This is a genomic window from Aeromonas sp. QDB39, assembly GCF_027707585.1.
Lineage (GTDB): Bacteria > Pseudomonadota > Gammaproteobacteria > Enterobacterales > Aeromonadaceae > Aeromonas > Aeromonas hydrophila.
The window spans coordinates 55,912-78,474 of sequence record NZ_JAPCIV010000003.1 but is presented as its reverse complement, the minus strand read 5'-3'; the positions used below and the strand labels follow the sequence as shown (position 1 = coordinate 78,474).

24 protein-coding genes and 1 pseudogene are annotated in these 22,563 nt (G+C 64.0%); 9 read left to right on the top strand and 16 right to left on the bottom strand.

Annotated elements, in window-relative coordinates; genetic code table 11:
- The first annotated feature begins 24 nt into the window (after positions 1 to 24).
- Positions 25 to 906, top strand: a complete 882-nt coding sequence (gene cdd / locus PG899_RS02605) for a cytidine deaminase (RefSeq protein ID WP_077095939.1) — start codon at positions 25 to 27, stop codon at positions 904 to 906.
- Positions 907 to 989: 83 nt separating this feature from the next.
- On the opposite strand, the pseudogene PG899_RS02600 reads toward cdd, so the two are convergent.
- The 3 genes and pseudogenes from PG899_RS02600 to PG899_RS02590 form a co-directional block, all read right to left on the bottom strand.
- Positions 990 to 2,654 (bottom strand): annotated as a pseudogene (locus PG899_RS02600) (AMP-binding protein).
- Positions 2,655 to 2,751: 97 nt separating this feature from the next.
- A complete protein-coding gene (locus tag PG899_RS02595; RefSeq protein WP_011705767.1) occupies positions 2,752 to 3,030 on the bottom strand; it encodes a YfcL family protein in 279 nt (92 codons plus the stop codon).
- Between the two features lie 110 nt (positions 3,031 to 3,140).
- Positions 3,141 to 4,256, bottom strand: coding sequence for an ATP-NAD kinase family protein (locus PG899_RS02590; RefSeq protein ID WP_190283623.1), 1,116 nt, complete (start codon positions 4,254 to 4,256; stop codon positions 3,141 to 3,143).
- A gap of 118 nt (positions 4,257 to 4,374) precedes the next feature.
- Between PG899_RS02590 and PG899_RS02585 the strand changes: the two genes are divergently transcribed.
- Positions 4,375 to 5,109 carry a TerC family protein gene (locus PG899_RS02585; protein ID WP_016350476.1) on the top strand — a complete coding sequence of 245 codons (735 nt, stop codon included), beginning with the start codon at positions 4,375 to 4,377 and terminating at the stop codon, positions 5,107 to 5,109.
- A 57-nt stretch (positions 5,110 to 5,166) separates the two neighbouring features.
- On the opposite strand, the gene PG899_RS02580 is transcribed toward PG899_RS02585, so the two are convergent.
- The 12 genes from PG899_RS02580 to pspA all read right to left on the bottom strand — a co-directional run bounded on the left by PG899_RS02580 (position 5,167) and on the right by pspA (position 14,786).
- Positions 5,167 to 5,655, bottom strand: a complete 489-nt coding sequence (locus tag PG899_RS02580; RefSeq protein ID WP_011705764.1) for an OmpA family protein — start codon at positions 5,653 to 5,655, stop codon at positions 5,167 to 5,169.
- A gap of 2 nt (positions 5,656 to 5,657) precedes the next feature.
- Complete coding sequence (locus PG899_RS02575; RefSeq protein WP_190283624.1) at positions 5,658 to 6,926, bottom strand: diguanylate cyclase domain-containing protein; 1,269 nt, start codon at positions 6,924 to 6,926, stop codon at positions 5,658 to 5,660.
- Positions 6,923 to 7,504 (bottom strand): YfiR family protein, encoded by a 582-nt coding sequence (locus PG899_RS02570; protein WP_017409649.1) that lies wholly within the window; start codon positions 7,502 to 7,504, stop codon positions 6,923 to 6,925. The genes PG899_RS02575 and PG899_RS02570 overlap by 4 nt, the downstream gene beginning before the upstream one ends.
- Positions 7,505 to 7,669: 165 nt before the next feature.
- Positions 7,670 to 9,217 carry a transcriptional regulator TyrR gene (tyrR, locus tag PG899_RS02565; protein WP_016350472.1) on the bottom strand — a complete coding sequence of 516 codons (1,548 nt, stop codon included), beginning with the start codon at positions 9,215 to 9,217 and terminating at the stop codon, positions 7,670 to 7,672.
- Between the two features lie 134 nt (positions 9,218 to 9,351).
- Complete coding sequence (locus tag PG899_RS02560; RefSeq protein ID WP_373881255.1) at positions 9,352 to 9,444, bottom strand: 4a-hydroxytetrahydrobiopterin dehydratase; 93 nt, start codon at positions 9,442 to 9,444, stop codon at positions 9,352 to 9,354.
- Between the two features lie 28 nt (positions 9,445 to 9,472).
- Positions 9,473 to 9,811 (bottom strand): 4a-hydroxytetrahydrobiopterin dehydratase, encoded by a 339-nt coding sequence (locus tag PG899_RS02555; RefSeq protein ID WP_005300093.1) that lies wholly within the window; start codon positions 9,809 to 9,811, stop codon positions 9,473 to 9,475.
- A 54-nt stretch (positions 9,812 to 9,865) separates the two neighbouring features.
- Positions 9,866 to 10,660, bottom strand: coding sequence for a phenylalanine 4-monooxygenase (gene phhA / locus PG899_RS02550; RefSeq protein WP_011705758.1), 795 nt, complete (start codon positions 10,658 to 10,660; stop codon positions 9,866 to 9,868).
- Positions 10,661 to 10,831: 171 nt separating this feature from the next.
- Positions 10,832 to 11,863 carry a YcjF family protein gene (locus PG899_RS02545; protein WP_077095943.1) on the bottom strand — a complete coding sequence of 344 codons (1,032 nt, stop codon included), beginning with the start codon at positions 11,861 to 11,863 and terminating at the stop codon, positions 10,832 to 10,834.
- Positions 11,864 to 11,925: 62 nt separating this feature from the next.
- Positions 11,926 to 13,332, bottom strand: a complete 1,407-nt coding sequence (locus PG899_RS02540) for a YcjX family protein (protein ID WP_179101386.1) — start codon at positions 13,330 to 13,332, stop codon at positions 11,926 to 11,928.
- A 132-nt stretch (positions 13,333 to 13,464) separates the two neighbouring features.
- Entirely contained in the window at positions 13,465 to 13,869 is a 405-nt protein-coding gene (gene pspC, locus PG899_RS02535) for an envelope stress response membrane protein PspC (RefSeq protein ID WP_029303246.1), read from the bottom strand.
- Positions 13,866 to 14,102: an envelope stress response membrane protein PspB gene (gene pspB / locus PG899_RS02530; protein WP_005300084.1), complete on the bottom strand. Its 237-nt coding sequence runs from the start codon at positions 14,100 to 14,102 to the stop codon at positions 13,866 to 13,868. Before pspB ends, pspC begins: the two co-directional genes overlap by 4 nt.
- A gap of 3 nt (positions 14,103 to 14,105) precedes the next feature.
- The gene (gene pspA / locus PG899_RS02525) at positions 14,106 to 14,786 is read right to left on the bottom strand and encodes a phage shock protein PspA (protein WP_011705754.1); all 681 of its coding nucleotides are present in this window, start codon (positions 14,784 to 14,786) and stop codon (positions 14,106 to 14,108) included.
- A gap of 196 nt (positions 14,787 to 14,982) precedes the next feature.
- Here pspA and pspF point away from each other — a divergent pair, with 196 nt between their 5' ends.
- From pspF to PG899_RS02490, 7 genes are all read left to right on the top strand, one after another.
- Positions 14,983 to 16,017 carry a phage shock protein operon transcriptional activator gene (pspF, locus tag PG899_RS02520; RefSeq protein WP_077095960.1) on the top strand — a complete coding sequence of 345 codons (1,035 nt, stop codon included), beginning with the start codon at positions 14,983 to 14,985 and terminating at the stop codon, positions 16,015 to 16,017.
- Positions 16,018 to 16,107: 90 nt separating this feature from the next.
- Positions 16,108 to 17,703 (top strand): ABC transporter substrate-binding protein SapA, encoded by a 1,596-nt coding sequence (gene sapA / locus PG899_RS02515; RefSeq protein ID WP_016350465.1) that lies wholly within the window; start codon positions 16,108 to 16,110, stop codon positions 17,701 to 17,703.
- Positions 17,704 to 17,705: 2 nt separating this feature from the next.
- Positions 17,706 to 18,665: an ABC transporter permease gene (locus PG899_RS02510; RefSeq protein WP_011705751.1), complete on the top strand. Its 960-nt coding sequence runs from the start codon at positions 17,706 to 17,708 to the stop codon at positions 18,663 to 18,665.
- A gap of 35 nt (positions 18,666 to 18,700) precedes the next feature.
- Positions 18,701 to 19,594, top strand: a complete 894-nt coding sequence (locus PG899_RS02505; RefSeq protein WP_011705750.1) for an ABC transporter permease subunit — start codon at positions 18,701 to 18,703, stop codon at positions 19,592 to 19,594.
- Positions 19,594 to 19,722 carry a hypothetical protein gene (locus PG899_RS02500; RefSeq protein ID WP_256821944.1) on the top strand — a complete coding sequence of 43 codons (129 nt, stop codon included), beginning with the start codon at positions 19,594 to 19,596 and terminating at the stop codon, positions 19,720 to 19,722. The genes PG899_RS02505 and PG899_RS02500 overlap by 1 nt, the downstream gene beginning before the upstream one ends.
- Positions 19,722 to 20,720 (top strand): peptide ABC transporter ATP-binding protein, encoded by a 999-nt coding sequence (locus tag PG899_RS02495; protein WP_005300065.1) that lies wholly within the window; start codon positions 19,722 to 19,724, stop codon positions 20,718 to 20,720. Before PG899_RS02500 ends, PG899_RS02495 begins: the two co-directional genes overlap by 1 nt.
- Positions 20,721 to 20,775: 55 nt before the next feature.
- Positions 20,776 to 21,561, top strand: coding sequence for a peptide ABC transporter ATP-binding protein (locus PG899_RS02490; RefSeq protein WP_011705748.1), 786 nt, complete (start codon positions 20,776 to 20,778; stop codon positions 21,559 to 21,561).
- A gap of 154 nt (positions 21,562 to 21,715) precedes the next feature.
- Here PG899_RS02490 and miaE read toward each other — a convergent pair whose 3' ends face one another.
- Positions 21,716 to 22,474: a tRNA isopentenyl-2-thiomethyl-A-37 hydroxylase MiaE gene (gene miaE, locus PG899_RS02485; RefSeq protein WP_017409658.1), complete on the bottom strand. Its 759-nt coding sequence runs from the start codon at positions 22,472 to 22,474 to the stop codon at positions 21,716 to 21,718.
- Positions 22,475 to 22,563: the final 89 nt, after the last annotated feature.

Below are 22,563 nucleotides of genomic sequence, written 5' to 3'. Positions count from 1 at the left end.
CCAATTGGCCTTTGAGGACACACTATGCATCCCCGTTTTGCCAAGCCACTCGATACCCTGTCCGCCCCGCTCAAGGCGGCGCTGCTGCCCATGCTGGGCGATGATTTCCAGGCTCGCTTCACCCCGGATCAGATCGCCACGCTGAAGGCCGCCACCGGTCTTGACGATCGCGCCCTGCGCCTGGCCCTGCTGCCACTGGCCGCCGCCTGCTCGGTGGCCCCCATCTCCAAGTTCTTCGTCGGTGCCATCGCCTGCGGCCTGAGCGGCAACTGGTATTTCGGCGCCAACATGGAGTTTGCAGGTCAAGGTCTGTTCCACTCGGTTCATGCCGAGCAGTCCGCCATCTCCAACGCCTGGCTGGGCGGCGAGACCGGCATCTCTGAAATCACCGTCAACTACACCCCTTGCGGTCACTGCCGCCAGTTCATGAACGAGCTGAGCACCGCCAAGATCCTCAAGGTCTCCCTGCCGGATGACTTGAGCGCGCTGCAATCCTTCCTGCCCCACTCGTTCGGCCCGGCGGATCTGGACATCACGGACGCGCTGATGAGCCCGCAGGCCCACGACGAGCTCACGCTTGCGAGCGACGATCCGCTGTGGCAGGCCGCGCTGGCCGCCGCCCGCCAGAGCTACGCCCCCTACAGCCAGGGCTATGCCGCGGTGGCGCTGCAGTTCGCCGACGGTCGCATCTTCTGCGGTCGCTACGCCGAAAACGCCGCCTTCAACCCCAGCCTACCACCGATGCAGATGGCCTGTGCCCACGCGGTGCTGGGCGGCGAGGATCTTGCCACCATCCGCCGCGCCGTGCTGCTGGAGAGCAAGGATGGCCAGATCAGCCAGCAGGACTCCGCCCGCGCCACTCTCAAGGCGCTCGGTTCGGTCGAGCTGGAGTATCAGGCGGTCTGACCTACCGTTGCCTGAAACAACAAGGGGAGCCAGTGGCTCCCCTTGTTGTTTTGTGGTGCTCAGCAGCAAGCCTGCCGGGCGCGTCAGGACTCCCAGATGATGCTCTGGGAAGAGGACCAGGCGTCGCCGAGATCGGCATACTTCTGCTCCAGCAGGTGGCGGCGGATCTTCATGGTCGGGGTGAGCACCCCGTTCTCGATGTTCCAGGGGCTCTTCACCACCAGGATGCCGCGAATTTTGGCGTGGGACACCAGCTGCTCGTTGACCCGGTTGCGGGCCGCCTCCAGCTGGGCGTTGACCTGATTGCGATCCCCCTTCATGGCGCTCTCCGCCAGCTGCACCAGCGCCACCGGCTGCGGCATGCCGTAGCCAATCACGCACAGCTGCTCGATGATCGGCTCCTGGCCGAGCAGCCCCTCGATGGGCACCGGCGCCACATACTTGCCCTTGGCGGTCTTGAACACGTCCTTCATGCGACCGGTGATGGTGAGATAACCCTCCCGATCCAGCTTGCCCATGTCGCCGGTGTGCAGCCAGCCCTCCTCGTCGATGGCTTCACGGCTGTGCTCGGGATCCTTGTAGTAACCCAGCATCATCCCCTCGCAGCGACAGAGGATCTCCCCTTCGTCGGAGATCTTGATGGTGACCCCCGGCCCCGCCTTGCCGACCGTGCCTATCTTGTCGGCCCTAAACGGGTAGTTGAGGGTGGAGAAGGCATGGTTCTCGGTCATGCCCCAGGCCTCGGTGATCTCGATGCCGATGCTGTGGTACCACTCGAGCAGGGCCGGTGCCACCGGCGCCGAACCACAGCCCAGCACCCGCGCCTGATCCAGCCCCAGCCCCTTTTGCAGCTTGCGCTTGATGAGGCCCGACACGAACGGGATCTTGAGCAGCAGCTCGAGTTTCTTCTGGGGCAGTTTCTCGTGGATTTTGATGCGGAACATGGCCCACAGCCGTGGCACCGAGATGAACACGGTGGGACGGCAGCGCTTGACGTCCTCGATGAAGGTATCGAGGGACTCGGGGAAGGCGATCTCGGCGCGGCCATAGAGGCTGCCGCCATAGACATAGACCCGCTCGGTGATGTGGGCCAGCGGCAGGTAGGAGAAGCCGCGGTCCTGCTCGCACAGTCCGACCGCCTCCACCAGCTTCTCTCACGACCAAGCGTAGCGCTCGACGCTCAGCATGGCCCCTTTCGGCTTGCCGGTACTGCCGGAGGTGTAGACCAGGCTCAGCAGGGAGTCCGGTGCTTGCACCGGGCTGTCCGGGATGGGCTCGTGCTGCTCCAGCAGATCGTCCCACTGATGGGCCGCCGGCATGGTGTCATAGGGAAAGGCGATGCGCAGCAGTTCGGCGGGGACCCCCGCCTCCTGGCTCTTCCAGTCATCGAGCTTGCCGACGAAAATCGCCTTGGCCTCGCTGTGACGCAGCACGTATTCGATGGTGTCGACGTTGGCGGTGGGATAGATGGGCACGCTCACGTATTGCCCCATCTGCATGGCGAGATCGGCGATGAACCACTGGGCGCAGTTCTTGGAGAGCAGCGCCACCTTGTCGCCGGCCACCAGCCCCAGCTGACGCAGCGCGGTCACCATGCGGCGGGCCTCGTCAGCGACCTCACCCCAGGTGAAGTCCAGGTATTCGCGGTTGATGGTTTGACGCAGATAGACTCGGTCAGGACACTGCCGCTCCCATTGGTAGAGCATTTCGAGCGGCAGTTTATTGGCAATACGCGAGGAGGAAGCCATAGTTTAATCCCTGAAACAAAAGGCGAAACTTATTATTAACCTTTCACTAACCTCAGGGAAGAATAAACTCAAACTTCTGTTTGAACTGTGTAACCGATCAAGCTTCTGCTTGTTGTTGCAAACGAATCCACATTGCCTGCACCAGCTTCTCATCCTGCTCGGAGAGTTCACCCTGCAGGATGGCCTCGTTCAGGCTGCGCAGCACATAACTCTTTACATCCCGCACCAGGGTCTTGCCTTCCAGCTCGGCCCGCGCCACCGCCAGCGAGATGTGGCCGCGCAGATAACCCCCGGCAAACAGCTCATCGTCGGTCGCCGTGGCCACCATGCCGTCTATCAGTCCCAACAACTTGTGCTCAAAATCATGAATCGTCATTTAACGCAGCCTCATTTTCCGGGGTTGCCGGCAAAATAATTCGGGGGAGTGGAACCGCGATCCGGTTGATCACGGCTCTCTGGCGCCAGGCCAGCCGCATCCTTGATGTCCTATTCCGGGTTGGCCACCGGGTAGATGACCTGATCCTTGTATCCCGTGGTGATCCGCAGATAACCACTTAACGACCGGTTCAGCGCCGGGTCATCGGTATCCACCAGCAAGGGCCTGCCCGCAAGGGCCGCCAGCTTGGCTTTGGTGGCCAGGACCTGGATCTGGTCCCGCCCGACGGCCCGCAACACCTCTGGACTCAGTTGCTGATTTCCGCGCCCGAACAGATGTCCCTGACCGCCGATCAGGGTAATGATCAACCGGCAGCGACGGCCGCGGATCCGGGTCAGGATCTCGGCGGCGGACAGATCCTGCCCGATAAGCCGGCCATTTTCCACCAGATCCACACCGAGTAGGGTATTTTCGAGGCCGAGCTCCGTCATGCAGGCCGCCACCGTGCTGCCGGAGCCCATCAGATAGAGGGTATCGGGCTCCATCTGCTCGACCACGCCGGCGGCGATGTCTGCCAGCACCAGCTCTTCAGACTCGCGCCCCCCCTGCTTGACCGCCTGCACATAGCGCAGATCGCCGGGCACCTGCAGCTGGCCGTAGTGACGGGCGCGCACCTTGCCGGCACGAAACGCCTCCTCGTCGATGTCCATCACCTCGGCATCCACCAGACTCAGCAGCTCGCCGGCAATCATCCGGGCCGCCACCCGGCCGCTGGCGGCGGGGGTCACCCCATAGACCCCGGAGTGGATCTTGCAGCCGGCCGGAATGCCGAGCACGTGGCACGCCTCCCCCACCGCCGCACAGATGTCCCGCGCGGTGCCGTCACCGCCGGCAAACAGCAGCAGGTCAACGCCCGCCTCGCGCATCCGTTCGGCAGCGATGCGGGTATCGGCCGCCGTGGTGGCTGCTGCCGCGGGCTGATGGACGATGCGGCAGGGCAGGCCGAGCTCGCCGGCAAGCTCGGCCCCCATCTCGCCCGCCACCGTCAGCAGCTCGAAGCGGTCCGCCAGTTCACACAGCGGCAGCAGCGCCTGACGGGTCCGCTCGCAGGCCTTGGGGACGGCGCCACGGGCCAGCGCCTCGGCCACCATGCCGTCACTGCCCTTGAGACCGACCGCGCCGCCGATGCCGGCGACCGGATTGATGATGAGTCCTAAACGAAACATGTGTCCCTCCCGTTGGATGGCCGCCATTTTTATCTTTTCCTGCCACTGGGACAAGCCATAACCCCCTGTTAGAATGCGCGGCTTCACCCCTCAATCAAAGTTCAACCAAGGTTCAATCATGCTGGAATGGATTGCAGACCCCTCCGCCTGGGTCGCGCTCGCCACCCTGACCCTGCTCGAGATCGTACTGGGCATCGACAACATCATCTTTATCTCCATCCTGGTCGGTCGCCTGCCGGAGGCACAGCGCCAGAAGGCGCGGATCCTGGGGCTGGGTCTCGCCATGGGTACCCGCATCCTGCTGCTGCTCTCCCTGGCCTGGGTGATGCGTCTCACCGAGCCGCTGTTCACCGTGCTGGGCGAGGCCATCTCTGGCCGCGATCTCATCCTGCTGCTGGGGGGTCTGTTCCTCATCGGCAAAAGTGCCCACGAGATCCACGCCACCCTGGAGGGCGCCGCCGAACCTGAGAGCGTGAGCGCCGCCGCATCCGGCTTCATCAGCACCCTGATCCAGATCGCCATTCTCGACATCGTCTTCAGCCTGGATTCGGTCATCACCGCCGTGGGCATGGCGGATCACGTGCCGGTCATGGTGCTGGCCATCATGATCGCCGTCTTCATCATGATGTTCGCCGCCAAGGCCATCGGCGATTTCGTCGACAACCACCCCACCATCAAGATGCTGGCCCTCTCCTTCCTCACCCTGGTCGGTTTCGCGCTGATGGCCGAGGGGATGGATCTGCACATTCCGAAGGGCTACATCTACTTCGCCATGGCCTTCTCGCTGACGGTGGAGATGATCAACATCCGCCTGCGCAGTCACCACGACCGCGAAAAGCTCAAGCAGGAATAACTGTGAGCCACAAAAAAGAGCGCCATCAGGCGCTCTTTTTTTATCTACACAACCATGTCATTCATTGCTGATGACAATCGCCACGCGGCGGTTCTCGGCCCGACCGGCAGCCGTCTTGTTGTCGGCGATCGGATCGCGTTCACCACGGCCCCGGATGTCCAGGTTGGCCTGCGGCATACCGACCGATACCAGCACGTCGGCCACCGACTGCGCCCGCTTGTACGAGAGCTGATCGTTATAGTCCGCCGCCCCGTTGGAGTCGGTATGACCATCGATCCGCGCCCGGTTCAAGCCAACCTCCTGCAGGGTCTTGCCCAGTTTTTCCACCACCACACGGGTCTTGGGGGTCAGGGCATCGGCGTTGTTGGCAAACAGCACACGGTTGGAGAAGTCCAGAGTCCAACCCTCGTCGGTCAGGCGAAAGCCTTGCTCCTTGAGTACGGCGATCTGCTCTGCGGTCAGGCCGTGGGGGGCGCTTTGGCACCCCGCCAGCACGCTCAACAGCAGGCCGATCAAGCCGGTTTTCATCAGGACATGGATCTTCATTGTTATTTTTCCTCAGCAGAGACATCGAATTCCAGCTGGTCATGGAGTGCAAGCTCCCGACGCAGCCGTTTGGCTTGGTACATGGCATGGTCCGCCTGCTGCAGCAGATCGGCGGCGGTCAGCCCCTGATCCGGATACAGCGCGATCCCGATGCTGACGGCAGCCAGCAGCTGGCTGCCATCCCCCAGTACCACGGGGTCTGCCATGGCCTGCTGGATGCGGGTTACCACATCTTCCGCCTCGCCCACCTGGGACAAGGGGGTCAGCAGGATGGCAAACTCGTCGCCCCCCAGACGGCATACCAGATCCATCGGCCGCAGCTGATGTTGTATCCGTCTGGCCAGGGCGATCAGCACGTCATCCCCGGCGGCATGGCCCAGGGTGTCGTTAATCTGCTTGAAGCGATCACAATCGAGGTAGAGCAGTGCAAAGCGCTCATCATGCAGCCGGCCGGTGGTCACCGCCTGATCCAGACGAGCCTCAAACAGAGCACGATTGGGCAAGCCGGTCAAGGCGTCATGGGTGGCCTGGTGCAGCAGGCTGGCATTCTCCCGCCGCTGGTGAGCCTGCCAGGCTTCCAGTTCATCGAGCAGGGAGTTGAAATCCTGGCCGAGCGCGTGCAGTTCGGCGATGTTGGCCTCGGGCACCCGCATGGCGAGGATCCGCTGGCGGCTGACGCTGTGGGCCACCTGGGCCAGATCCTTGAGCGGCGCCGTGAGAGAGTTTTGCATCCGGCGCGCCACGTAGAGCGCCCCCAGGGTGCTGAGCACCAGGCAGAGCAGCATCGCCAGCAGGGTCTGCAACAGGAACAGCAGCAGGTATTGGCCGTGCCCCACCAGATGAATGCGGGCGATCTCCACCCCGCCCCGCAGCATGGGCTGATCCACCGGCCCCGGCAGAATGAGCCGCGCCAGGTACTGTTCAAGACCGGACCAGGGGGTGCTCATGGCTCGGCTCCAGCTGGCCAGCAGCTGACAGCTCGGCAGATAGATGCTGGCCCGCGCCACATCCTCGTGGGTAGTGATGGCCTGCAACGCCTCGCGGGCTGCCTCTTCGTCGTGGAACACCACGGCCGCTTCGCTGGTGTAGCTGATGGCCCGCGCCACCAGCTCCAGGTTGTGATCCGCATAGAGTCGCAGCGCCAGCAGGGCGATGCCGGTCAGCAGCACACCGGCCATGCAGACCGCCGTCAGGGACGTCACCAAGTGGGTGCGTCCCAGACTCTGTCGCAAGGTGAGGCGCTGGTTAGGGGGGCGAAACAAGCCGATCATGAGCCCCCCTCATCGGCCTTGGCCAGCTTGAGCACGGCGGGGTGCACCCGCACCCCGCTCCTGGCCAGGGCATCCAGATTGACCCGAAAACGGATCCGCTCCTTGCCGATCTGCAGGCAGAAGACGGAGTCGGCCACGCACTCGGTGCTGTGTTCGCTGATGCTGAGAATGGGGTAGCCGCGCAGCCGCTCGAACAGCGGCAGCCGTCGCTCGGGGGACAACACCCCCAGATAGAGCACGTCACACTGGGGGCCGATCGCCTTGTCATCGACGTCGTAGCGATGGACGCTGACCGGCCGGCCGTTGGCCTGCTGCTTGATGGAGAAGAGCGCAGTGGCGTACTCCGTCGGCGCCGCCACGCACAGGCGCAGTTCGCTCGGCTCGGTCGGCCAGCGGGTGTAGCTGAGAATGTCGAGCACGGTCTGGCGCACCTGCTCGGCTCGCAGCTCGGCCGAGGTCAGGGGGGGCGGCTCGGTGGAGAGGGCCAGCGTGCAAACCAGCGGCGCCAACCACGCCAGGATCCGGATCAGTGAAAAAGAGTGCATCGTGCCTGCGCTTAAGCCCACATCAGCACCCATGAAGGGCGGTTGCCCGCGAGGGGTGAGCCGGATGGAAATAGTATTGAACTTGTCAGCAGCATGACAAGGCGCAGCCGACAGAGCAAGGGGCTGACCGGGCCGGCATCACAATAATGACGAGGGCCCACCCGTGCGTGAGCCCTGCAATAAAGTGCATTCATGGGGTTACTTCTTGTTGATCCCGTATTCCCGCAACTTGTTGGCGATGGCGGTGTGCGACACGCCCAGCCGTTTGGCCAGCTGACGGGTGGAGGGAAACGCCGGGTAGAGCCGCTCCAGCAGCCGGCTCTCGAAGCGTTTCACCGCCTCGTCCAGTCCCCCTTCGAACCACTCGTCGATGAGCGGCATGGCGTCGGCCGCCACCGGCAGATCCACGTGCTCAGGGCCGATCTCGTCCCCTTCCAGCAGCGTCATGGCGCGGTAGAGGCAGTTGCGCAGCTGGCGCACGTTGCCCGGCCAGCGGTAGGCGGTGAGGTATTCCGCCATGTTGCGGGTAAAGCGCGGGCGCGGGCGCTGCAGCTCGCTGGCAAAGCGGGAGACGAACTGCTGGGCCAGCGCCATGATGTCCGCCTTGCGCTCGCGCAGCGGTGGCAGCGCCAGGCTCAGCACGTTGAGGCGATAGTAGAGGTCTTCCCGGAACTTGCCCTCGTGCACCAGATCCAGCAGCTGCTTCTGGGTGGTGCAGATGAAACGCACGTTGACCTTCACCTCCTGCTCGTCACCGACCCGGCGGAACACGCCATCCTGCAACACCCGCAGAAACTTGGTCTGCAGATGGGGGGACATGTCGCCAATCTCGTCCAGCATCAGGGTGCCGCCGCTCGCCAGCTCCAGCACCCCGCGCTTGCCTTCGGTGTTGTTGCCAAAGGCGCCGGGGGCGTAACCGAACAGCTCGCTCTCGGCCACGTTGTCCGGCATGGCGGCGCAGTTGAGCGCCATGAAGGGGTGGCTGGAGCGCAGGCTGGCACCGTGGCAGGCGCGGGCCAGCAGCTCCTTGCCGGTGCCGGTCTCGCCGACGATGAGCAGCGGCGCATCCTGCATCGCCAGCTTGCTCGCCTGTGCCAGCACCTGTTTCATCTTCTGGCTCTCGGCCTGCAGGTGTTCAAAGCCCCCCACTTCCACCGCGTGCAGCGCGCTGAAGTGCATGCCGACCCGACGGGCGGATTTGAGCACCACCACGGCGCCGGCCAGGGCCTGTCTGCCCTTCTCTTCGGCCACGAACAGCGGCATCAGATCCGCCAGATACTCTTCGCCATTGATGCTGAGCTTGCAGGTCTGCGGCCGGATCTCGCTCGCTTCCAGCCAGCGGCTGAAGGAGAAGCCCTTGACCAGGGAGCCGAGCGCCGCGCCGCGCACCTCCTCCACCGGCAGAGCCAGGGTGGTGAGGGCGGACTGGTTGGCCTGGGTCACCTTGCCCTTGGCATCGAGGGAGAAGACCAGATCCGGCAGCGCCTTGAGCAGCGCCTCAATCTCGTGGTGTTCGCGCTCGGAGGGCATGTAGGGGATGGTCTTGACGTCATAGACCCCGGGAATGCGGCGGATCTCCGGCATCAGGTGCTGGAAATCACGAAACTCCAGCTCGGGAAAGTTGAGATAGATGATGCCTGAGGTATCGATTTCGATGCCGCGCAGATCGATGTTGTGCTCCACCAGACGGTCGAGCAGTTCCCGGGTCAGGCCCAGGCGGTCTTCACAGCTGACTTCAAGACGCATTCGGGACACACTTCCTAGCTAACTCTATGAATGACCGGATAATACAGACTCGATCCCGCCAGTGCGAGCGCCAGCCCATAAAAATGCGGGCCCGCCCCGTTTTCACCGGGCAGGCCCGCGCCATCTACAGACGTTTATTTGAGCAGCTGGTCGGTGCGTGCCGCCATGATGAAGTCGTTGCGGTGTAATCCACCGATCTTGTGGGGCCACCAGCTGACGGTCACCATCTCGCCCACTCGGTGAGTGAGGGCGTCTTCACTTCAGCAGTTCATCCGTGCGCGCCGCCATGATGAAGTCGTTGCGGTGTAATCCACCGATCTTGTGGGTCCACCAGCTGACGGTCACCTTCCCCCATTCGGTCAGGATTGCCGGATGATGAAACTCCGCCTCTGCCAGTTCACCCAGCCGGTTGGTGAAGGCGAGCGCCTCCTTGAAGTTGCGAAAGGTGAATTCGCGCCGCAGCTGCAGCTCACCTTTCACCACCAGCGGCTGCCAGTCGGGGATGAGGCGCATCAGTTCGCTCAGCTCCTGCTCGCTCACCTTGGGGGCATCGGCGCGGCACGCTTCACACTGCTGGCTGGCCAGTTCGGACATGGGACTCTCCTTGTGTATCGATGAAAAGGGGGTAATCAAACACCGGCGGGCGGCTCAGCTCGCCTGCTTGCCGCCGGCCGGTGCAAAACGGGGGGGACGCAGCCCCAGACGGCGCGCCTCGGCCACCATGGCCATGATGTCCTGCTCCGCCAGACGATAGAGCTCGCCAAGCTCGGGCAACACGAAATAGGTGGGTTGCATGATGTCGATGCGATACGGGGTGCGCAGCACCTCAATGGGATCAAAGGGTTGCAGCACGGGTTGGCCGCCGAGGGCATAGGCGGTCTCGCCGATGGAAGAGAGAATGCCACCGCCATAGATGCGCAGCCCGTCCGCCGTGGCCAGCAGGCCAAACTCCACCGTGAACCAGTAGAGCCGTGCCAGAAAGACCCGCTCCTCCTTGCCGGCCCGCAGGCCAAGCTGGCCGTAGACATGGGTGAAATGGGCGAAGGCGGGGTTGGTCAGCATGGCGCAGTGGCCGAAGATCTCGTGAAAGATGTCGGGCTCCTGCAGGTAGTCGAGCTCGTCTCGACGGCGAATGAAGGTGGCTACCGGAAACTGGCGATTGGCCAGCAGGGCAAAGAAGCGGTCAAAGGAGATGAGCGCCGGCACCGCCGCCACCGACCAGCCGGTGGCCGGTTGCAGCACGGCGTTGATCTGGGCCAGCTGGGGGATCCGATCCCGGGGCAGGTCGAGCCGCGCCAGCCCGGCCTGGTACTCGTCGCAGGCCTTGCCCTCGAGCGCCGCCAGCTGGCGCGCGATCAGGATCTGCCAGGTGCCGTGCTCCTCGTCCGAGTAGTGGATCGTGCCCGCTTCATCCGGCTGGTGGGCGGTGTAGAGACTTGCCATGGGTGACTCCATCCTCTGGGTTGCGACCCGCCATCCGGGCGGTCAGGCGCCATTGCGCGATGGGATCACTGTAACGGTTTGCCCCCCAAAAAAGCAGCCGACCCAAGGGTCGGCTGCCGCGGACAATTGTAAATAATTTGTGACAATCACAATCGAGCCCTGGCCGGCCGCTCACCCCTTGTTGAGGTAGCCTGCCAGCTGACCGATCAGCCGCTTGCGCAGCTCGCCGAGCCTGGGTTTCTCGTCCGCGCACCAGGGCAGCGGGCGGCACGCCTCTATGGTGCGCAGGCCGAGGCGAGCGGTGAGCAGCCCGGCCCCTACCCCTTGCGCAGCACGGGCGGAGAGCTTGGCGGTAAGCTCAGCCCCCAGCAAATCCATCCCCACCTCGGTCACCAGCTCGGTGGCGCCGGCGTAGAGCATGTTGCGAAATACCTGACGGATCAGGCGAATGCGGCTCCAGTAGCCGAGCTCGATGGCGTAGACGTCAGCGATATCCTCGATCATCCGCAGGTTGCGCCACAGCATCAGCATCATGTCGACGGTGGCGAGCGGGCTCAGGGCCACCAGCACGGCGGCCTCCCCCGACCATTTGGCCACCCGCGCCTGGGCCAGCTTGTCGCGCTCGCCGAGCACCAGCTGGCTGTAGAGGGTCAGCACTTCCCGATCGCTGTGGCTCTCGTCGAGCTGGGCCAGCCAGGTCTGATACCCTTCGCGCCCCTTGTCACCACTGCGTTCGGCCAGCCCTTCGCAGAATGCCTGCCCCTGGCCGACCCCCTGATGGGCCAGCAAATCTTCGGCCCGCGAGCGCACATCCTGGCGCCGCTTGAGGGTGCGCAGCCGCAGCCACTCGCGCCCCACCACGCCGGCGGTCCCTGCCGCCACCAGCGCCGAGGCCGCCAGCCAGGCGCCGCCCCAGAGCGGAGTGGTGAGAAACTGCTCGTAAAGGAAGGCGCCATACTGGCCCAGGGAGAGCACACCGACCGCCCCCAGCCCCCACGCCAGCAGCCGATGGCGGCGGCGCGGTTTGATGACAAGGGCGCTCTCCACCTCGGTGAGATCTTCCAGCTCGTCGAGGCGCTCGAAGCTCGCCTCCTCCAGTCGCTGGGCCGGTGCGGGCGCTCGCTCCTTCTCTGCTGCCGTCAACGCGGGCTCCAGGATCACCTTGCCCTGCAGCGGTGGCCGCTCTTTTATCTGATCGTTCATCGCTTCTCCTGAAAACAGTCTCCCGGGTACGGCGCAGGCAACCAGCCCGTGCCGCACACCGGTTATTCGAGGTGATCCCCGAGCAGAAACTCCAGCGCCGCATCGAGCCGGATATGGGGCAGCGCCTGATGGGGGCTCATGGGCAGCGGGCGAAACGCCTGAAAATCAAAGCCCTGATTGTTCCACCACTGGGCGGGGGGGATATGGGACGGCACCTCGCCCGGAAACAGCAGCAACGATTCACCACTCAGGCTGGTGCCACGGATGGCGGGAAACTCGCGGCCATCGGCCACTCCCTTGCCCACCTCGGTCGCCTTGATGGCGGCCAGCGCCAGGCACTCGGTGGCAATCCCCTCAAAACGGGCCTGGCCGCGGCCGCTGCGCACCAGATGCTGCAGCAGGGAAACCATGGGGCCATGCTGTTCGGGGGTGACGTGATCGGCCTTGCTCGCCACGAACAGCAGCTTGTCGATGCGCGGCGAGAAGAGCCGCCGCCACCAGTTGCTCTTGCCGTAGGCAAAGCTCTCCATGATGCGGGCGATGGCCTGCTGCATGTCGCCAAAGCTGGCCGCCCCGGCGTTGAGGGGCTGCAGGCAATCCACCAGCACGATCTGGCGATCGAAACCGGCAAAATGCTGCTCATAAAAACCCTGCACCAGGTGCTGCTTGTACTGCTCGAAGCGCTGCTTGAGGGTGGCGTAGAGGGTGCCTTCGGCCGGTTCGCCAACAGGCATCGCCCACACCCAGGGCACGAACTGCAGCATGGGGGCGCCGGCATACTCCCCCGGCAGCACGAAGCGACCGGGCTGGATCAGGTGCAATCCCAGCTCTTGTTTGCAGGCATGCAGATAGTCGGTGTAGCGCTCGGCGAGCTGGGCCACCGGCCGCTCCTCGAAGCCCTGATCCGCCTGCCATTCGGGTGCCAGCCAGCCGGCGGCAAGGGCCTGCAGCTCGGGGCGACGCAGCTGCTCGCGCACCTGCTCGCTCCACTGCTCGTAGCTCATCTCCAGCAGCGGCAAGTCGAGCAGCCACTCCCCGGGATAGTCCACCAGATCCACGTAGAGGGTGGAGATCTCCCCCAGGTGCTTGCGCAGCGGATGGCGGGTGCGATAGCGAATTTCGAGGCGCACCTCGGCCACCCCGCGGGTCGGCTCGGGCCAGGCCGGCGGATCGCCAAACAGGGCATCGAGGCCGCGCTCGTAGGCAAAGGTGGGAATGTGGGCATTTTGCTGGGGCACCCGGCGGGCACCGAGGATGCGCCCCTGGCGCAGGGCATCCCACAGGGGCAGGCGGCCGTCGATGGCCGCGTGTTCCAGCTGGTTCACCAGCGCCGTGATGAAGGCCGTCTTGCCGCTGCGAGAGAGGCCGGTGACCGCCAGCCGGATGTGGCGATCCCGTACCCGGTTGACCACGTCGTTCGCCTTGTGCTGCAGGCGATTGAACTGCTGTTCCAGTTTATTGAGTATCAAGGCTTGTCCTGTTCTCCCATCCATCCAGAGCGAAGGGGGATGGCCGCTGCCGCCCCCACACCATGGCCCCCTGGCGCGGTGCCCGCCATCAAAGGCCGGCCCGCGCCGGCGGGGCCATGGCATCGCTCGGGGTTACAAGTTGCGAAACTCCCGCTGCAGGGTGAACTCCTTGGAGGTCACCAGCTTCTCGATGCGCTGCAATCTGGGCTCCAGCCCATCCAGCTCCTGGCCGATGCGGGCAAGGGCCTGATGGGGCGTGACACCCGCCTGCCAGCTGCGCGCCTTCATCCGCACCTCGGCAAAGTCGGCATCCTCCTGGGCGTAGAGGGTGACTGGCTTCTTGTCGAGCAGAAACCAGGCGGCCACGTAGGCGGTGAAGGTGATGAAACCGGCGAAGATGAGGCCGCTGATGGCCAGCAGCCGCACGATCCAGGTCTCCACCCCGAAGTACTCTGCCAGACCGGCGCAGACCCCGGCTATCTTGCCGCGCTGGGGATCACGATAGAGGTTGCGCCCCTCTTTGCTCCACTGTGTCATACCTTGTTCCTCCAGCCCGGCACTTCCGCATCCAGAATCGACTCCAGGGCGCCGACCCGCTCCTGCATCTTCTCGGCACGCACCAGCAGCCCCTGCAGCTGTTCACGCTCGCCATCGGCAAGACCGGCGCCAATGCGTCCCTTGGCGCGGTAGTGCAGCACCAGCCAGATGGGGGCCACCACCACCATGAAGACCACCATGGGAACCATCAATACACCCAGCAGATCTTCCATCTGTTACTCCCCCTGTTTCGGCGTGGTATCGCCTTGGCCCAGCTTCTGGCGCATGGCCTCGAGCTCTTTGCTGATCTGATCGTCGGCTTCCAGTTCGGCAAACTGCTGGGCCAGCGCCTTGTCGGACTGTCCCAGATCGGCGCGGGCTTCCATCTCGTCGATGCGACGCTCCATGCGCTCGAACTTGCTCACCACCGCCTGGCTGTCGCCACGGGCGACCTGGCTCTGCACGTTGAGACGGCTGCTGGCTGCTTCGCTGCGAATGGCCATCGCCTTCTGGCGGGCACGGGCGTCTTCCAGCTTGGCTTCCAGCTGACGGATCTCCTCCCCCAGCTTGGCGATGCCGCTGTCCACCGCCTGCTGCTCGCGCTCGAGGCCGTCGGCCAGCTCGGCCTGCTTCTTCTTCTCGATGAGGGCGGCGCGGGCCAAGTCTTCCCGCCCCTTGCTCAGGGCCAGCTCGGCCTTGCCCTGCCACTCGGCAACCCGCTCCTGATGGCGGCTGACCTGGCGGCCAATCTCTTTCTGGTTGGCGAGGAAGCGGGCCAGATTGGAGCGCTCCTTCACCAGCTCGTCTTCCATCTCCTGGATGATCAGGCGCACCATCTTCTGGGGATCTTCTGCCTTGTCGAGCAGGGCCGTCAGGTTGGAATTGATGATGTCGGCCAGGCGGGAAAAAATACTCATGATTGTACTCCTGTGGTTGGCATACGTTGTTTCTCCATTGACAATGGCAACTTGTGTGCCAATCTGGAACAGAATTTAACTTGTTGATTTATATGGGGCTGATAAGTCGAGTTTCAAGATGCACCACACAAGTAATGATTAGAATCACCAACTTTTGGTAAGATTGACCAGCTTTCAACGATTCACGGGGATGACTATGACCACGGCCACGGAAAGCCTGTTGGGGGAATCCAACGCATTTCTCGAGATCATTGAGCAGGCCTCCCGCCTGGCGCCGCTGCGCAAGCCCGTGCTGATCATCGGCGAACGGGGGACCGGCAAGGAGCTCATCGCCCACCGCCTACATTATCTCTCTGCGCGCTGGGATCAAAGCTTTGTCACCGTCAACTGCGCCACCTTGAGCGAGAGTCTGCTGGAGACCGAGCTTTTCGGCCACGAGGCGGGCTCTTTCACCGGCGCCGCCAAGCGCCACCAGGGCCGCTTCGAGCGGGCCGATGGCGGCACCCTCTTCCTTGACGAGCTGGCCACCACCAGCGCGCGGGTGCAGGAAAAACTGCTGCGGGTGATCGAGTACGGCGAGTTCGAGCGGGTGGGCGGCGCCAAGGCCCTCAAGGTGGATGTGCGACTGGTGTGCGCCACCAACGAGGATCTGCCGGCGCTGGCCGACAAGGGGCAGTTTCGCCACGATCTGCTGGACCGGCTCGCCTTCGACGTCATCACCCTGCCCCCCCTGCGGGAGCGGCGCGAAGATATTCTGATGCTGGCGGAGCACTTCGCCCACGGCATGACCCGGGAGCTCGGTTATCCGCTGTTTGCCGGCTTCTCGCGCAAGGCGGCCCAGTTGCTGCTGGATTACCCCTGGCCCGGCAACGTGCGGGAGCTGAAAAACGTGGTGGAGCGCAGCATCTACCGCCAGGGCAACCCCCAGTTGCCGCTGGCCGAGCTGGTGCTCAACCCGTTCGATTCCCCCTGGCGTCCCCGGGCCCAGGCGGCGGTCGCGACCACCGTCCCGCTGGAGCAGACGCCGGCGGTGACACCGGACTCCCCCGCCCTGCCGCTGGATCTCAAACAGGCGGTGGCGGGCTACGAGATTAATTTACTCAAGCAAGCGCTGCAGCAATCCCAGTATAATCAGCGCAAAGCCGCCCAACTGCTGGCCCTGAGCTATCACCAGTTCCGCGGCATGCTGCGCAAATACCAGCTGCTGGACAGTGACAACGATGTGGATTAATCACCCGGGCAGCCTGCCCCAGAGCGGCACCCACCCCTTGCCGGCCCCGTCGCCGGCAACTTCGTATAAAAACATGGTTCGACAATGAGAATGCTCAAACCCTTGCTGCTTGGAGTGCTGGTGCTGCTCACCGGTTGTCAGAAACAAGACGACGCGTCCAGGACGGGACTCATCTATTGTGCCGAAGGCTCGCCCCAGACCTTCAATCCCCAGGTCTCCAATTCCGGGGTGACCCTGGATGCCAGCTCGCGCCCGCTCTACGACCGTCTGCTGGAGGTGAACCCCAACACCCTGGCACTGGAGGGAGGGCTCGCCACCCGCTGGAGCACCAGCGAAGACGGCCTCTTCTATACCCTGACCCTGCGCAAGGGGGTCACCTTTCACCACACGCCCTGGTTCAACCCCTCGCGCCCCCTCAACGCCGACGACGTGGTGTTCACCTGGCAGCGGCTGCTCGACAAGCAGCACCCCTATCACGACGTCTCCGGCGGCGAATACCCCTACTTCTACAGCCTGGGGCTGGATCAGCTGATCAAGCGGGTCTACAAGAAGGGCACGGATCAGGTGGTATTCGAGCTGAACCGGCCGGATGCCTCCTTCCTCGCCACCCTGGCCAGCGACTACGCCATCGTGCTCTCCGCCGAGTATGCCGGGCAGCTGCAAAAGGCCGGCACCCCGGGGCTCATCGACAGCCGCCCGGTGGGCACCGGGCCGTTCAGCTTCAAGGAGTATCGCCACAACGAATACGTGCGCTACCTGCGCCACCCCGGTTACTGGGGCGGCGAGGCCAAGATTGAGCAGCTCATCTACGACATCACCCCCAAATCGTCCAAGCGGCTGGCCAAGCTGCTGACCGGCGAGTGCGACGTGATGAGCACCCCCTCCGCCAGCCAGCTGTCGGTGATCGACCAGGATCCCGACCTCAGCCTGGCGGTGCAGTCCGGCATGAACGTCGCCTTCCTCGCCCTCAACACCCGCAAGGCGCCATTCAACAAGGTGCAGGTGCGCCAGGCCATCGCCAGCGCCATCAACATCGACAACCTGCTGCAGGCGGTCTATTTCGAGACGGGCCAGCCCGCCAACAGCCTGCTGCCGCCGCTCTCCTGGGGTTACAACCCCTCGCTGCCGATGCGCCAGCCGGATCTCAAGCGGGCGCGCCAGCTGCTCAAGGAGGCAGGTCTCGAGCAAGGGTTCGAGATGCAGGTGCTGGTGCAGCCGGGCTCGCGTGCCTACAACCCGGATGCCCTCAAAACCGCCCAGCTGATGCGAAGCGACCTGGCCAAGGTCGGCATCAAGCTCAAAATCGTGCAGCAGGAGTGGCCGGTCATCGAGGCCCGCCTCGCCCAGGGCCAGTACGACAGCCTGCTCAGCGGCTGGATTGCCGACAACGCCGACCCGGACAACTTCTTTCGCCAGCTGCTGAGCTGCGCCGCCGTCGAGCGCGGCAACAACTACAGCCGCTGGTGCAGCCCGGCGTTTGATCAGCTGCTGGACGATGCGGTGACCACGCCCCAGCTGGCATTCAGGCTGCGCAACTACTACTACGCCCAGACCCTGCTCAACGAGCAGATGCCGCTCATTCCGCTGGCCCATGCCCTGCGCACCCAGGTCAGCCGCAGCGACATCGAGGGGCTCTCCCTGATGCCCTTTGGCGGCACCGTCTTCAACCAGGCCTATCGGGAGTAAGCATGTTTCTCTATATCCTGCGTCGCATCAATCTGCTGCTCATCACCCTGCTGGCGCTGACCTTCGTCGCCTACCTGCTGGACGTGCGCCTCATCGGCCAGCAGGCCAGCTTCTGGAGCGGCTACCCCGACTTCCTGCGCCGCATTCTGGACGGAGATCTGGGCCTCTCCAGCGTCTCCGGCCTGCCGGTGCTGGACGAGATCCGTCACTACTTCCCCGCCACCCTGATCCTCTGCGTGGCGGCCTTCGCCATCTCGCTGCTGGTGGGCATTCCGCTCGGCACCCTGGCAGCCCTCTCCCAGGGCAAGCCGCTCGATCTCACCATCATGACCGCCGGCCTCATCGGCTACGCGGTGCCGGTGTTCTGGCTGGCCCTGCTGGTGGTGATGTTCTTCTCGCTGGATCTGGGCTGGCTGCCCGCCTCCGGCCAGATCAGCCTGCTCTATGACGTGCCCTCCATCACCGGCATCGCCCTCATCGACGTGCTGATGAGCCACGAACCCTGGCGCCAGGCCGCCCTGCACGACGCCCTGCGCCACCTGATCCTGCCCTCGCTGGTGCTGGCGGTGGTGCCCACCACCGAGGTGATCCGCCACGTGCGCAGCTCCCTCATCGACGTGATGAAGCAGAACTACATCAAGGCGGCGGCCAGCCGCGGCCTCTCCCGTCGCCAGATCGTCTGGCGTCACGGCCTCAAGAACGCCCTGCCGCCGGTGCTGCCGCTGCTGGGCCTGCAGCTGGGCAGCGTGCTCACCTCCGCCATGATCACCGAGGTGGTGTTCGAGTGGCACGGCATCGGCCGCTGGCTCATCAACAGCATCGCCCTGCAGGACTACGCCGCCATCCGCGGTGCCACCCTGGTGGTGGCCAGCTTCGTCATCTTCATCAGCGTCAGCACCGAGCTGCTCACCACCATCATCTACCCGGCGCGGCGCAAAGAACTCTATGCAAAACAAGACTGAACGTGCTCATGGCATGACCCGGAGCCAGGAATCCTATGCAAGACAAGACTAGCCTCTACCCCGAGCTCAAGATCCTCTCGCCGCTGGAGCAGACCTGGGCCTCCTATCGCCGCAATCCGCTGGCGATGGCAGGGCTCTGGTGCTTCGTGATCCTGCTGCTCATCACCCTGTTCGGCCCGCTGGTGGTGCCCTACGGCATCGACGAGCAGCACAGCGCCCGCTTGCTGCTGGCCCCCTCCTGGGCCAACAGCGGCAACATCGATTATTTCCTCGGTACCGACGATCTGGGGCGCGACATCCTCTCCCGGCTGGTGGTGGGTGCCAGGTTCACCTTTGGCAACGCCCTGCTGGTGGTGGTGATCGCCATGGTGGCGGGTACCGCCATCGGCATCCTTGGCGGCATGAGCAAGGGGCTCAAGTCGAGCGTGCTGCACCACCTGCTCGATACCCTGCTCTCCATCCCCTCCCTGCTGCTGGCCATCATCATGGTGGCCATCCTGGGGCCGGGTCTGTTCAATACCCTGATCGCCATCACCCTGGCGCTGATCCCTCCCTTCATCCGGGCCACCTATAACGCGGTCCACACCGAGATGCAGAAGGAGTACATCATCGCCAGCCGGCTCGATGGCTCTCCCCCCTTGCGCATCATGCGGCTGGCCATTTTGCCGAACATCGTCGAGACCCTGGTGGCCCAGACCACCCGCACCCTGTCGGCAGCCATCCTCGACATCTCGGCGGTGGGCTTTCTCGGCCTCGGCGCCCAGTCACCACAACCGGAATGGGGCGCCATGCTGGCCGACTCGAGCGATCTCATCTATCTCGCCCCCTGGACCGTGACCCTGCCGGGCATGGCCATCCTGTTCAGTGTGCTGGTCACCAACCTGGTGGGTGAAGGCATTCGCGAAGCGCTCAAAGAGGGGAATGACTGATGCAATGCTCTGTGCCCAAGATAGGCATGCTCACCCTTGTCCCCTGCCCATTCCTGTACGGCGTGCAGGTCAACCCATCGCTGGTGGGTGAAGGCACTCGCGAAGCACTCAAAGAGGGGAACGACTGATGCCTCTGCTCGATATACGCAACCTCACCATCGAGATCGACACCCCGCAGGGCAAGGTCAAGGCGGTGGACAAGGTGAGCCTGACCCTGGCCGAGGGGGAGATCCGCGGCCTGGTGGGCGAATCCGGCTCCGGCAAGAGCCTGGTAGCCAAGGTGATCGTCGGCATCCAGAAGGACAACTGGACGGTGCGCGCCGACCGGATGCGCTTCAACGACATGGACTTGCTGACCATGGCGCCTCGCGAGCGGCGCCGCATCATGGGCCGCGAGATCGCCATGATCTTCCAGGACCCCATCAGCTGTCTCGACCCCTCCGAGGAGATCGGTACCCAGCTGGAAGAGGCGATCCCGACCGACTCCTTCGAAGGGCAGTTCTGGCAGCGCTTCCAGTGGCGCAAGAAGAAGGCCATCGCCTTGCTGCACCGGGTCGGCGTCAAGGATCACCGCAAGGTGATGCGGGCCTACCCTCACGAGCTGTCGGACGGCATGTGCCAGAAGGTGATGATCGCCATGGCGATTGCCAACCAGCCGCGCCTGCTGGTGGCGGACGAACCCACCAGCGCCATGGAGTCCACCACTCATTCGCAGATCCTGCGACTGCTGGACAAGATGAACAAGCTGGGCAACACCACCATCCTCATCATCAGCAACGACATCGCCGCCATCGCCAACCTGACCGATACCATCAACGTGATGTATTGCGGCCAGATGGTGGAGGTGGGTACCCGGGAGCAGATCCTGGAGACGCCGCACCACCCCTATACCGATGCGCTGCTCAAGTCGATCCCCGACTTTGACAAGCTGGTGCGCCACAAGTCGCGCCTGGAAACCCTGCCCGGCGTGATCCCGCCGCTGCAGCACCTGCCCATCGGATGCCGGCTCGGCCCCCGCTGCCCCTATGCCCAGAAGCAGTGCGTGCAGACCCCGCTGATGAGCAAGATCAAGGGGCACCAGTTCAGCTGCCACTTCCCGTTGAACATGGAAGAGCCCAAAAAGTGAATTCAATCCCGTATCAGAGCGTGGCTACATGCCCTCTCACCAAGGAGCCAGGACAGTGATCGAACCCTCCCTGTTGCAGGTCAGGGGCCTGTGCAAGACCTATCAGAACCGCACCGGCCTGTTTCGACGCCGGGCGGTGGAAGCCATCAAACCGCTCTCCTTTGATCTCGAGGTGGGCCAGACCTTGGCCATCGTCGGCGAGGCCGGCTCCGGCAAGAGCACCCTGGCCCGCATTCTGGCGGGCATGATCGAGCCGAGCGGGGGCGAGATCGCCATCGAGGGGCAGCCGATGATCCACGGCGACTATCAGACCCGCTGCAAGCTGCTGCGGATGATCTTCCAGGACCCCAACTCCTCCCTCAACCGCAAGATCCGGGTCGGCCAGATCCTAGAGACGCCGCTGCGCCTCAACACCGAGATGACCGAGGAGGAGCGCCGCGACAAGGTGGTGCAGACCCTGCGCATGGTGGGCATGCTGGCGGACCACGCCCTCTTCTATCCGCAGATGCTCTCCGCCGGTCAGCAGCAGCGGGTGGCGTTGGCACGGGCGCTGATCCTCAACCCCAAGATTGTGGTGGCCGACGAGGCGCTCTCTACCCTGGATATCTCGGTGCGCTCCCAGATCATCAACCTGCTGCTGGAGATGCAGGAGACCATGGGGCTGAGCTATGTGCTGGTAGCCAACGATCTGGGGGTGGTGAGCCACATCAGCGACGAGGTGCTGGTGATGCACGAAGGACGGGTGGTGGAGCGCGGCAAGACCCTCAAGGTGTTCGCCGATCCCCAGCACGAGGTGACCCGGCGCCTTATCCAGAACTACAACAACGAATACCGCCGTTGATCCCCACCCGGCGGCTCGCCGCCGGCTCTTGCCCGCCGCTTTCACGCCTGAAAAAGAGACAAAAAAATCCCGGCTCAGGGGCCGGGAATTGCGCTCAAAAATGAATGCGTCGCTCGTAGTAGGAACGCTGCAATGGTAGGCAGCGCCCTGCCCGTCAACAACTGTCAGATCTGACAGGAAGACCGCTATGGAACCGGAACTGCGGATCCGGCGAGCGGATCAGCTCCGCCTCCACCTGGCCGAAGAAGGCCACCCGTTCACTGATGTCCTCCCCCGCATATTGTTCGGCCAGCGCCAGATAGTCCTGGTAGTGGCGCGCCTCGGAGCGCAGCAAGGAGACGTAGAAACGGCCCAGCTCCTCGTCCAGATGGGGCGCCAGCTTGGCAAACCGCTCGCAGGAGCGCGCCTCGATATAGGCGCCGATGATCAGCTTGTCGACGATGGTGGCGGGCTCGTGGGTGCGCACATGCTGCATCAGGTTCCGGGCATAGCGGGAGGCGGTCACCGGACCATAGGGAATGTCGCGGGCCTGCATGATCTCCAGCACCTGCTCGAAGTGGTGCAGCTCCTCCTGAATGAGCCGCACCATGGGAAACAGCAACGGATTGCGGGACAGCTCCTCGAACACGGTGCGATCAGACTCCCCCATGCTGCGCTTGCCCAGGATCTCGGCTTTCTCCGGGATGGCATCCAGCTCCCGATAGAACTCCAGCTTGGGCAACAGATGACGCTTGCCCTTGGGCAGACAGTAGCGGCGCACCAGGCTGTGGGCGGTGAGCGCGGCCTTGTTCTCGCAGTTGGCGTGATCGATGAGCAGGGTCGGCAACCAGGCGGGATCCCGCGCCATCTCGATCCACGCATCCGGGGTCTCGCAGTGCAAAAACTGGCGCACGGGGGCTAGCAGGTCATCCATCTGAATTCTCGTCTGTTCGGGTTGATACGGCGGCGGCCCATGCTAGCGGATCCCGCCGCCACTGCCCATAGCTGCGGATACAAACGCTG

Coding starts and splice junctions, on each gene's coding strand:
- cdd (WP_077095939.1), top strand. CDS start 25: ATGCATCCCCGTTTTGCCAAGCCACTCGATACCCTGTCCGCCCCGCTC.
- PG899_RS02595 (WP_011705767.1), bottom strand. CDS start 3,030: ATGACGATTCATGATTTTGAGCACAAGTTGTTGGGACTGATAGACGGC.
- PG899_RS02590 (WP_190283623.1), bottom strand. CDS start 4,256: ATGTTTCGTTTAGGACTCATCATCAATCCGGTCGCCGGCATCGGCGGC.
- PG899_RS02585 (WP_016350476.1), top strand. CDS start 4,375: ATGCTGGAATGGATTGCAGACCCCTCCGCCTGGGTCGCGCTCGCCACC.
- PG899_RS02580 (WP_011705764.1), bottom strand. CDS start 5,655: ATGAAGATCCATGTCCTGATGAAAACCGGCTTGATCGGCCTGCTGTTG.
- PG899_RS02575 (WP_190283624.1), bottom strand. CDS start 6,926: ATGATCGGCTTGTTTCGCCCCCCTAACCAGCGCCTCACCTTGCGACAG.
- PG899_RS02570 (WP_017409649.1), bottom strand. CDS start 7,504: ATGGGTGCTGATGTGGGCTTAAGCGCAGGCACGATGCACTCTTTTTCA.
- tyrR (WP_016350472.1), bottom strand. CDS start 9,217: ATGCGTCTTGAAGTCAGCTGTGAAGACCGCCTGGGCCTGACCCGGGAA.
- PG899_RS02560 (WP_373881255.1), bottom strand. CDS start 9,444: ATGGTGACCGTCAGCTGGTGGCCCCACAAGATCGGTGGATTACACCGC.
- PG899_RS02555 (WP_005300093.1), bottom strand. CDS start 9,811: ATGTCCGAACTGGCCAGCCAGCAGTGTGAAGCGTGCCGCGCCGATGCC.
- phhA (WP_011705758.1), bottom strand. CDS start 10,660: ATGGCAAGTCTCTACACCGCCCACCAGCCGGATGAAGCGGGCACGATC.
- PG899_RS02545 (WP_077095943.1), bottom strand. CDS start 11,863: ATGAACGATCAGATAAAAGAGCGGCCACCGCTGCAGGGCAAGGTGATC.
- pspC (WP_029303246.1), bottom strand. CDS start 13,869: ATGACACAGTGGAGCAAAGAGGGGCGCAACCTCTATCGTGATCCCCAG.
- pspB (WP_005300084.1), bottom strand. CDS start 14,102: ATGGAAGATCTGCTGGGTGTATTGATGGTTCCCATGGTGGTCTTCATG.
- pspA (WP_011705754.1), bottom strand. CDS start 14,786: ATGAGTATTTTTTCCCGCCTGGCCGACATCATCAATTCCAACCTGACG.
- pspF (WP_077095960.1), top strand. CDS start 14,983: ATGACCACGGCCACGGAAAGCCTGTTGGGGGAATCCAACGCATTTCTC.
- sapA (WP_016350465.1), top strand. CDS start 16,108: ATGCTCAAACCCTTGCTGCTTGGAGTGCTGGTGCTGCTCACCGGTTGT.
- PG899_RS02510 (WP_011705751.1), top strand. CDS start 17,706: ATGTTTCTCTATATCCTGCGTCGCATCAATCTGCTGCTCATCACCCTG.
- PG899_RS02505 (WP_011705750.1), top strand. CDS start 18,701: ATGCAAGACAAGACTAGCCTCTACCCCGAGCTCAAGATCCTCTCGCCG.
- PG899_RS02500 (WP_256821944.1), top strand. CDS start 19,594: ATGCAATGCTCTGTGCCCAAGATAGGCATGCTCACCCTTGTCCCCTGC.
- PG899_RS02495 (WP_005300065.1), top strand. CDS start 19,722: ATGCCTCTGCTCGATATACGCAACCTCACCATCGAGATCGACACCCCG.
- miaE (WP_017409658.1), bottom strand. CDS start 22,474: ATGGATGACCTGCTAGCCCCCGTGCGCCAGTTTTTGCACTGCGAGACC.